Source organism: Micromonospora sp. D75 (genome assembly GCF_018070405.1).
Lineage (GTDB): Bacteria > Actinomycetota > Actinomycetes > Mycobacteriales > Micromonosporaceae > Micromonospora > Micromonospora chalcea.
In genome coordinates this window covers 1-9,940 of sequence record NZ_JAGPXV010000165.1, presented here as the reverse complement: position 1 = coordinate 9,940, position 9,940 = coordinate 1, and the positions used below count along the sequence as shown (strand labels likewise).

The following is a 9,940-nucleotide window of genomic DNA, read 5'->3' as shown; positions in this document are numbered from 1 at the left end:
GCCGTCTCACGCGGCTCGGCGGCGCAGTGCCGCCCGGACTCCGGCCACCGCGACGACCACCCCCAGCACCGTCATCAGCACCGCGCCGGGCGCCTTGGTGAACCGGGCCAGGTTGGTGCCGTCGGGCAGCGTGAGCAGCGAGACCGCCGCGCAGGGGGCCACGAACCACACCTCCCGGGCCAGCGGCACCGCCGCGACCGCGAGCAGCGTCAGCGGCCAGATCGCGTACCAGGGGTGGAAGACCGGTGCGAGCAGCACGGTGGCGGCGAGCGCCAGTCCCGCGCCGAGCAGCGCCACCCGGGGCCGGGCCACTGTCAGCCGGGCCACCCGCTGCCGGCTGTCGTTGAGCCGCCGCAGCGCCGTCCACGCCCGCCACCAGAGCGCGACGAGGGTCCCGGCCAGCAACGCCAGCGCGACCGTCCGGACCACCGGCACGGCCGAGGGCCGCTGCCCGGCCAGTTCGCCGGCGTAGTCGATGACGAACCCGATCGCGGTGGGCGGTGAGGTCCACTGCTGCGAGTCGCCGCTGTGGCCGAGTCCGCCGATCCAGCCCAGCCCGAGGCCGGTGGCGAGTGAGACGACGAGCAGCGTGCCGAGCACCGACGCGGCCAGTTGCCCGCCGTCGCGCAGCAGCGCCCGCCAGGTGTAGCGGCCGAGCACGGCGGCGAGCGCCGCGAACGGCAGCGCCACGACCGCCACCGCCTTCACCGCCACGGCCAGGCCGAGCAGCACCCCGGCGACCAGCAGCGCGCGCGGCTTGCCCGGCAGGCGGACCAGCACCAGCAGGCCGAGCAGGAGCAGGCCGAGCGCGAGCGCGTCGTTGTGCGCGCCCGCCACCAGGTGGATCCCGACCAGCGGGCAGGCGAGCACCAGCCAGGCGGCCCGGCGGGTGGGCACGCCGGCGGCCCGGACCAGGCCGGGCAGGCAGAGCGCGGCCAGCAGCACCCCGGCCACCGCTACCAGCCGCAGCGCCACGACGGTCCCGATCAGGCCGCCGCCCGCGAGGACGGCGAGCCCGGCCAGCAGCACGAAGAACGGCCCGTACGGCGCCGGGGTGTCCCGCCAGATCGGCGACACCGAGTCGGTCCACGGGCAGCCAGCCGCCGCGACCCCCACCCGGTACGGGCTGAGGCCCTGCGTCCACGTCCAGCCCTGGCAGGCGTACGAGTAGACGTCGCGGCTGCCGATCGGCGGCGCGGCGAGCAGCGGCAGCGACCAGAGCCCGGCGGTCACGTACGCCCACCGGCCGGACGGCGCGCCCCACCGCAGCGACCACCAGGCGCCGACCAGCAGCAGCGTCCCGGCCAGCCAGCAGCCGAGCGTCAGCGGCCCGTTCGGGGCCGCCCAGATCGCGGCGAGCGTGCTGCGCGGGGGCGGGCCGGGCAGCGCGCCGCCGAGCCACCCGGCGACGGTGAGCAGCACCGCCCCGGCGAGACCGGCGTAGCGGGCGACGGCGGCGGCGATCGGCCGGACCGGTCCGTCGACCTCGCTCACCGGCACACTCCTCAGTCCGCGGGAACCGGCTGCCGGCCCTTGCGAGCCGACCGTACCAACCAGACGACCACGCCGATCACGAACAGCGTCATCAGCGGCGCACCGGGCATCTTGCTGTACCGGGCCAGCCCGGTTCCGTCGGCGAGCACCAGGAACGACGACACCACGGTGACGATCGAGAACCAGAGCGTGCGGTGCGCGGTGGCGGCCAGCACCGCCAGCGGCCACAGCCAGTACCAGGGGTGGAACAGCGGGGACAGCGCGACGGTGGCGGTGAGCGCCAGCGCGGCGTGCCAGAACGGCTCACCGCGACGCAACGAGCGGAACCACAGCCAGATCAGCACCCCGACCAGCACGACCATGCCGATCGCCCGGGTCACCGGCAGCGCGTCGACGTGCACCCCGAACGGCGCCAGCAGATAGCCGACGGTCTGCCCCACCGCTGTCGGCGGCGACGTCCAGGCCACCACCAGGCTGCCCTGCTCCAGCCCGCTGATGAACCCCAGCCCCAGGCCGGAGACGAGCGTCACCCCGGCCAGCGCCACGAGCGATCCACCGACCACCCACCCGCCGTCGCGGACCAGCGACCTGATCCGGTACGCCCCGACGATGGCGGCGAGCGCGGCGAACGGCATCACGACCAGCGCGGTGACCTTGACGGCGGCTGCCAGTCCGAGCAGCGCCCCACCGGCGAGCAGCGGCCAGGGCCGCCCCGGCCGGGCCGCCACCACTGCCAGCCCGGCCACGAGCAGGCCGATCATCAGCGCGTCGTTGTGCGCGCCGGATATCAGGTGCACGGGCACCAGCGGGCTGGCCAGCGCCAGCCACAGCGCCCGCCGCGGCGGCACCCCGCAGCGGCGGGCCAGCACCGGCAGCGCCCACGCGGTGAGCGCCACCCCGGCCACGGCGAGCAGCCGGAACAGCGCGACCGCGCCGAGCAGCGACCCGGTCGCCTCCACCACCGCACCGGCGAGCAGCACGAACAGCGGCCCGTACGGCGCCGGGGTGTCCCGCCAGATGTAGGAGATGGTGTCCAGCCAGGGGCAGGGCAGCGCCGACACGCCCTGCTCGTAGGGGTTGATCCCGGCCGAGAAACTGGCGCCCTGGCAGGCGTACGCGTACACGTCCCGGCTGCCCAGCGGCGGCGCGACGAGCATCGGCAGCAGCCACAGCGCCACTGTGACCAGCACCCAGCGCGACGACGGCACCCGGTCCCGCAAAGACCACCACGCCCACGCCAGCAGCCCGGTGCCGACCAGCCACAACCCGATGATCAGCGGCCCGTTCGGGCCCTGCCAGATGCTGACCGGGGTGGGACGCAACTCGCCGTCGGGCAGGGCGCCGCCGAGGAACGCGGCCACGGCGAGCAGCACCGAACCCGCTAGGCCGATCCAACGCGAGAGGTGGTGAGGCACGCCCGACATGCTGCCAGTACGGTGGTTCGCGATCAGGAGGTGGGCATGCGGGGTGGTCGGGTGGTGGCGGTGTCCGCCGCGTTCGCGCTCGTCCTCGCCGTGCTCCACCTCACCCTGCCGGTCACCGGCTCGGACCTGTCCGCCCAGGTCGCCCGCGCCGACTTCTTCGCCGCGCATCCGTCCGCCCTGGTCGACCTGCGCTGGTACGGCGGCGTGCACCCGTGGGGCTACAGCCTCGTCTCGCCGCCGCTGATGGCGCTGCTCGGCGTACGCGTCACCGGCGCCCTGGCCCTGCTCGCCTCCGCCGCCGCGTTCGCCGCCCTGCTGGTGCGGACCCGGGTGCCCCGACCGCTGCTCGGCAGCCTGGTCGGCGTGGTCACGATCGCCGGCAACCTGGTCTCCGGCCGGGTCACGTACGCCCTCGGCGTCGCGTTCGGCCTGGCCGCGCTGCTCGCGCTCACCGTGCCCGCCCGACGTGGAGCCGCCGTCGACGCCTCCGGCACCGGTGCCGGTGCGGCCGGTGCCGCTGCTGGTCCGGCCGGCCCCGGCGCGCCGGCCTCCCCCGTCGGCATCTGGGCGGGCCGGAGCGTCTGGGCGGCCGTCGCCGCCGTTGTCGCCGCGCTGCTCGCCTCCGCGGCCAGCCCGGTGGCCGGGCTGTTCGTCGGGCTCGCCGGCGTCGCGCTGCTGCTGAGCCGCCGGTACGCCGACGGCCTGCTGCTCGCCGTACCCGCGGCCGGACCGCTCGCCGTGACCGGGCTGCTGTTCGGCGAGGGCGGCTGGATGAACATCAGCCGCACCGACACCGTGCACGCCGTGGTGACGAGCCTGCTGGTCGCGGCGCTCGTGACGTACCGGCCGGTGCGGGTGGGCGCGCTGCTGTCCGCGGCCGGGGTGCTGGCGTCGGCGTTGCTGCCCACCCCGGTCGGGCTGAACGCCACCCGCCTGGTGGTGATGTTCGCGCTGCCGCTGCTGGCCGCCGCGGCGACGCCACCGGCGAGGCTGGGCATCCCCCGGTTGCCCCGGACCGCCGGTGCGGCCGGGCTGGCCGCGCTGCTCGCTGTCGTCTGCTGGTGGCAGCCGCCGGTGGTCTCCGCCGACCTGCGCAGCGCCGACGATCCGACGGCCGACCCGGCGTACTTCGCGCCGCTGCGCGCGGAACTGGCCCGGCGCGGGCTCACCGGACGGGCGGAGGTGCCGCCGACCCGCAACTACTGGGAGGCGGCCCGGATGGGCGAGGTGCCACTGGCCCGGGGCTGGCTACGCCAGGCCGACATCGACCGCAATCCGCTGTTCTTCACCACGGTGCCCGGCGCGGACGGCACCGGCATTCCGCTGACCCCCGTCACCTACCGGGACTGGCTGGCCGACAACGCGGTGCAGTACGTGGCAGTGCCCGACGCCGAGTTCTCCTGGGTGGGGCGATCCGAGGCGGAGCTGGTGGAGACGGGCCTGCCGTACCTGACCGAGGTCTGGTCGGACCGGCACTGGAAGCTGTACGCGGTCGCCGACCCCACGCCGCTGGTCGGCGCGCCGGGTGAGCTGATCAGCCAGGACGGCGCCTCGATCACCTTCCGCGCCCCCGCCCCCGGCCCGATCCCGATCCGGGTCCGCCACACCCCCTGGCTCACCGCCTCCCACAACGCCACAGTCACCCGAGACGGCAAGTGGACCACAGTGACGGTCCCCCGAGCCGGCACCTACACCCTCACCAGCTGATCCACCCCCTCCCCCCGCCCTTGATCACCGTCGATCTTGCGGTTGCGGCCCATCGAGAGCCGCATATGCCCCTTTCGTCGGGGCCGCAAGTGCAAGATCAACGCCCAGGGGAGGTGGGACGGGAGGGCTAGAGGGGGGACTCCAGGATCCGCTGGACGACTGTGCGGGAGTGGCGGCCGGTGCGCAGGTACTCGTCGAGGAACTCGCCCTGGTCCTCGCGCCCCAGCAGCCGCACCACCCCGGCCAGCTCCACCCCGTGCCGGGGCAACTGGTCCCCCGCCCGGCCGCGTACCAGCATCAGCGCGTCGCGCACCTCGGCGGCGAGCGTCCAGCCGGCAGCCAGCTCGGCGGCGTCGGTGGCGTCGAGCAGGCCGGCGTCGCGGGCTGCGGTCAGGGCGTCGAGCGTACGGGTGCCGCGCAGCTCGGGGATCCGGCCGGCGTACCGGAGCTGGAGCAGCTGCACGGCCCACTCGACGTCGGCGAGCCCGCCCCGGCCCAGCTTGGTGTGGGTGGCCGGGTCGGCGCCCCGGGGCAGCCGCTCGGTTTCCACCCGCGCCTTGATCCGGCGGATCTCGATGACCTGCTCGCGGGTCAGCCCGTCGGCCGGGTAGCGCACCGGCTCGATCATCGCCTCGAACTCGGCGCCCAGGTCGGCGTCGCCGCAGACGAACCGGGCCCGCAGCAGCGCCTGCGCCTCCCACACCCGCGACCAGCGCGCGTAGTACTGCGCGTACGCGGCGAGGCTGCGTACCAGCGGGCCCTGCCGGCCCTCGGGGCGCAGGTCGGCGTCCACACCGAGCGGCGGGTCGGGGGCGGGCGCGGACAGCAGCCGGCGCAACTCCTCGGCGATGGCCTGCGCCGCCGCGCTCGCGGTGCTCTCGTCCACTCCGGGCGGCGGGTCGTAGACGAACAGCACGTCGGCGTCGGAGAGGTAGTTGGACTCGTACCCCCCGAGCCGGCCCATGCCGATCACCGCGAAGCGCAGGCCGGGCGGTCCGGGGTGGACGGTACGGGCGGCGCGCAGCGCGGCGGCCAGCGTGGCGTCGGCGACGTGGGACAGCGCGGTACCCACCGCCGTCACGTCGACCACCGTGGGCCGCCGCTCGCCGCCGCCGACCGGGCGCGGGGTGAGCGGCGCGAGTGAGCCGGCGCGGCTGAGCACGTCGGCGGCGGCGATGCGGACCAGTTCCCGGCGGCGCAGCGCACGGACCGCCCGGATCGCCTCGACCGGGTCGTCGTGCCGGGCAGCGGCCGCGGCGAACCCGTCGACGAGCGTCTCGCGCGGGCGCGGGGTCAGTTCGCTGTCCTCGGCGAGCAGCCGCAGCGCCTCCGGCTCGCGGGACAGCATGTCGGCCGCGTACCGGGACGAGGAGAGCACCCGGGCCAGGCGGCGCGCCACCGGGCCGGAGTCGCGCAGCAGGCGCAGGTACCACGGTGTGCTGCCGAGCTTGTCGGACACCTGCCGGTAGTTGAGCAGGCCGCGGTCCGGCTCGGGGGCGTCGGCGAACTCGTCCAGCAGCACCGGCAGCAGCGTGCGCTGGATCGCGGCGGTACGGCTGACCCCGCCGGTGAGCGCCTGCAGGTGCCGCAGCGCGCCGGCCGGGTCGGCGAAGCCGAGCACCTCCAGCCGGTGCCGGGCCGCCTCGGGCGTGAGCCGCAGCCCTTCGGCCGGGACCCGGGCCACGGATTCCAGCAGCGGCCGGTAGAGCAGTTTGGCGTGCAGCCGGCGTACCTCGGCGGCGTGGGTGACCCACTCGGCGCGGAACTCCTCGACGGCGCTGCGGCCCGGCGTGGCCGCGTAGCCGAGCGCGGCGGCGAGCCAGCGCAGCGCGGCCGGTTCGGTCGGCACGGTGTGGGTGCGGCGCAGGGCCTGGAGCTGGAGCCGGTGCTCGACGGCGCGCAGGAAGCGGTAGCCGCGCAGCAGCGCCTCCCCGTCGGCGCGGCCCACGTAGCCGCCGGCCACGAGCGCGCGCAGCGCCGGCACGGTGCCCGGCACCCGCAGCGACTCGTCGCCCCGGCCGTGTACGAGCTGGAGCAGCTGGACGGCGAACTCGATGTCGCGCAGCCCGCCCGGACCGCGCTTGATCTCGCGTTCCAGCTCCTTCGGCGGCACGTTGTCGAGGATCTTGCGGCGCATGGACCGGACGTCCTCGACCGCCTCGGGGCGTTCGGCGGCGGTCCAGACGAGCGGGGCGAGCGCCTCGATCCACTCCCGGGCCAGCTCCAGGTCACCGGCGGCCGGGCGGGCCTTGAGCAGCGCCTGGAACTCCCAGGTGCGGGCCCAGCGCTTGTAGTAGGCGAGGTGGCTGGCGAGCGTGCGGACCAGCGGGCCCCGGTTGCCCTCGGGGCGCAGCGCCGCGTCGACCGGCCAGGCCACCAGTCCGCAGATCTGGATCAGCCGGGTGGCGATCTGGGTGGCGGCGGGCAGGTCGTCGTCGGTGGCGGAGACGAAGATGACGTCGACGTCGGAGACGTAGTTCAGCTCGTCGCCGCCGCACTTGCCCATCGCCACCACTGCCAGGCGAGGGCGCGGCGTGCCCTCGGGCAGCTCGTCGGCGGCGATGTCGTAGGCGGCGGCCAGCGTGGCGTCGGCCAGCCCGGACAGCGCCGCCATGGTCTGCTCCAGGCCGCGCCCGCCGGTCAGGTCGGCCGCCGCGATCCGCAACAGCGCGAGACGGTACGCCTGCCGCAGCAGCGGGACCGCGCCGGTCATGGTGGTGAGCCGGGCGGCCACGCTCAGGTCGAGCCGCCCGTCCGCGGTGGGGGCGAGCCCGTCCGGCTCGGTGGCCAGCACCGCCCACTGCCCCGGGTTGGCGACCAGGTGGTCGCCGAGCGCGGAGGAGGCGCCGAGCACCGCGATCAGGCGGCGGCGCAGCCCGGGGTCGGCGGCCAGCGCGTCGCGTACGGCCACCTCGTCGCCGGAGCGCCGCTCGGACTCGACCAGCCGGTGCAGCTGACGCAGCGCCAGATCGGGGTCGGCGGCGCGGGACAGCGCGGCGAGCAGTTCGGCGGCGCGTTCGTCGGCCGGCTCCTGCGTCTCGGGCCGCCACAGGTCGAGCCCGTCCGGGCCGAGCAGGTCGGCGGCGCGCGTGGCGCCGTCCCCCTCGGCGAATCCGTAGCGGGCCAGGCGCCCGCGGGCCGGCCGGGTCACCGTCAGGCCCCGAGCAGCGGCAGGCTGCGGCGCGGGTTGTCGTCGCCGAGTTCGCCGAGCGCGAGCGCGGCGAACCGGATCGCGAACGGCTGCCACGCCTCCTCGACGTCGGCCATCACCCGGTCGCAGGCGGCCACCACCAGTTCCGGGTCGTAGTCCAGCTCGGCCAGCACCGCCGAGTCGCGGGACCACTCGGCGATCATCGCGGTGTCGCACTCGATGTGGAACTGCAGGCCCCAGGCCCGGTCACCGAGGCGGAACGCCTGGTGCGGGTAGCGGGTGGACGCGGCCAGCAGCGTCGCGCCGTGCGGCAGCTCGGTGATCTCGTCGGCGTGCCACTGGAGCACGTCGGGCATCAGCGGCACGTACCGGAACAGCGGATCCTCCTCGGCGGCGTCGCGCCGGCCCACCAGCGCCGGGCCGATCTCCGGCCCGGACGGGCTGCGCTCGACCAGGCCGGCGTGCGCGGTGGCGAGCAGTTGCGCGCCGAGGCAGATCGCGAGCGTGGGCACCCGCTGGCGGACCGCCTTGCGCAGCAGCCCCTCCAGCGCCGGGAACCAGGGCGCGCCGGGGGCGCCGTCGGACCCCGGGTACGCCTGCTGGTCGCCGCCGAGCACCACCAGCGCGGCGTATCCCTCCAGGTCGGCGGGGAGCGCGTCACCGGCGTGCGGACGCAGCACGCGCAGTTCCAGGCCCCCTTCGGTGAGCCACTCCCCCAGGCGGCGGAGGTCGTCGGTCGGGTCGTTCTCGATCACCAGCGCGGTCGCCACGACGTCGAGGCTAACCGGTGCGGCCGACAGGGCACGGTCCGGCAGGCCCTAGGCTCGCGATCGTGCCCGACGACTGCCTGCGCCCACCGGCCCTGCGTCCCGGCGACGCGGTGATGCTGGTGTCCCCGTCCGGACCGACCCGTCCCGAGCGGGTGGCCCGTGGCATCGAACTGCTCACCGGCTGGGGGCTGCGTCCGGTGCCCGCGCCGAACGCGTACGCCCGGCGCGGTTACCTGGCCGGCGACGACGCGCTGCGGGCCGCGGACCTGAACGCGGCGTTCGCCGACCCGGAGATCCGTGGGGTGATCTGCACGCGGGGCGGCTACGGCGCGCAGCGGGTGGTGGACCTGATCGACATGGCGGCGGTACGCCGGGACCCGAAGGTGGTGGCCGGGTTCTCCGACATCACCGCGTTGCAGTTCGCGCTCTGGCGGGGCGCCCGCCTGGCCGGGGTGCACGGGCCGGGGGCGGCGTGGCGGGACGAGCGCACGCCGCTCCGCTCGGCGGAGTCGCTGCACGCCGCGCTGACTAGCGCCGAGCCGGTGACGGTGGCGGCGGTCGAGGCGGAGGAGACGTACCCGGTGCGGGTGCCCGGCCGGGCCGAGGGCCGGCTGATCGGCGGCAACCTGTGCCTGATCACCGCGTCGATCGGCACGCCGGACATGCCGGACCTGACCGGTGCGATCCTGCTGGTCGAGGAGGTGCAGGAGCCGCCGTACAAGATCGACCGGATGCTCACCCACCTGCGTCGCTGCGGCGCGCTGGACGGCATCGCCGGGGTGGCGGTGGGCCAGTTCACCGAGTGCGCGGACGGCTGGGACACCACTGTCGTGGACGTGCTCACCGACCGCCTGGGCGACCTGGGCGTACCGGTGCTCGGCGGCCTGCCCATCGGCCACGGCCCCGCCCAGCTCACCGTCCCGGTCGGTACCCCCGCGGTCCTGGACGCCACCACCGGCACCCTGACGGTGACCGCCGCCGTCCGCTGAAGCCGAGCCCTGGCGATCATGAAGTTAGCGGCAGTTCAGAGATCCACAACTGCCGCCAACCTCATGATCGACGCGGCGCGGGCGGGGTGAGGTGGGCTACCGCGCCGATCTCCAGGGCTGCCCAGACCGCGCCGTCGGGGGTGACCGTGAGGCCATGGGGTTCCGAGGCCGGCGTGGGCAGGGTGTGGGCGGTGATGTGGCCCTCGGGGTCGATGTGGCCGATGCGGTTGGCGCCCCACTCCGTGAACCAGCAGCCGCCGGCCGGGTCGGCGACGATCGCGTGCGGGCGCGCCGCGCGGTCCGGCAGCGGGAACTCGTCGATCCGCCCGTCCGGCGTGATCCGGCCGACCTGCCCGGCGGCGATCTCGACGAACCAGAGCGCGCCGACGACACCCCGGGTGTGGC

6 protein-coding genes and 1 pseudogene are annotated in these 9,940 nt (G+C 75.8%); 2 read left to right on the top strand and 5 right to left on the bottom strand.

The window, feature by feature from the left end; translation table 11 throughout:
* Positions 1-6 precede the first annotated feature (6 nt).
* Complete coding sequence (gene mptB, locus KBX39_RS12790) at positions 7-1,494, bottom strand: polyprenol phosphomannose-dependent alpha 1,6 mannosyltransferase MptB (protein WP_210870627.1); 1,488 nt, start codon at positions 1,492-1,494, stop codon at positions 7-9.
* Between the two features lie 11 nt (positions 1,495-1,505).
* Positions 1,506-2,909 carry a polyprenol phosphomannose-dependent alpha 1,6 mannosyltransferase MptB gene (gene mptB / locus KBX39_RS12785; protein WP_181373801.1) on the bottom strand — a complete coding sequence of 468 codons (1,404 nt, stop codon included), beginning with the start codon at positions 2,907-2,909 and terminating at the stop codon, positions 1,506-1,508.
* A 45-nt stretch (positions 2,910-2,954) separates the two neighbouring features.
* Here mptB (KBX39_RS12785) and KBX39_RS12780 point away from each other — a divergent pair, with 45 nt between their 5' ends.
* A complete protein-coding gene (locus KBX39_RS12780; protein ID WP_210870624.1) occupies positions 2,955-4,625 on the top strand; it encodes a hypothetical protein in 1,671 nt (556 codons plus the stop codon).
* Positions 4,626-4,752: 127 nt separating this feature from the next.
* Here the strand turns inward: KBX39_RS12780 and KBX39_RS12775 are convergent, their stop codons facing one another.
* Both KBX39_RS12775 and KBX39_RS12770 read right to left on the bottom strand, forming a co-directional pair.
* Complete coding sequence (locus KBX39_RS12775; protein WP_113972566.1) at positions 4,753-7,776, bottom strand: bifunctional [glutamine synthetase] adenylyltransferase/[glutamine synthetase]-adenylyl-L-tyrosine phosphorylase; 3,024 nt, start codon at positions 7,774-7,776, stop codon at positions 4,753-4,755.
* Positions 7,777-7,778: 2 nt separating this feature from the next.
* Positions 7,779-8,546, bottom strand: a complete 768-nt coding sequence (locus tag KBX39_RS12770; RefSeq protein ID WP_210870621.1) for a type 1 glutamine amidotransferase — start codon at positions 8,544-8,546, stop codon at positions 7,779-7,781.
* Positions 8,547-8,605: 59 nt separating this feature from the next.
* Here KBX39_RS12770 and KBX39_RS12765 point away from each other — a divergent pair, with 59 nt between their 5' ends.
* Positions 8,606-9,535 (top strand): LD-carboxypeptidase, encoded by a 930-nt coding sequence (locus KBX39_RS12765; protein ID WP_210870630.1) that lies wholly within the window; start codon positions 8,606-8,608, stop codon positions 9,533-9,535.
* 61 nt (positions 9,536-9,596) lie between these two features.
* Here KBX39_RS12765 and KBX39_RS12760 read toward each other — a convergent pair.
* Positions 9,597-9,940 (bottom strand): annotated as a pseudogene (locus KBX39_RS12760) (virginiamycin B lyase); the annotation flags it as partial.

Excerpts from the sequence above, each read along its gene's own strand:
- KBX39_RS12780 (WP_210870624.1), top strand. The coding sequence starts at position 2,955 with ATGCGGGGTGGTCGGGTGGTGGCGGTGTCCGCCGCGTTCGCGCTCGTC.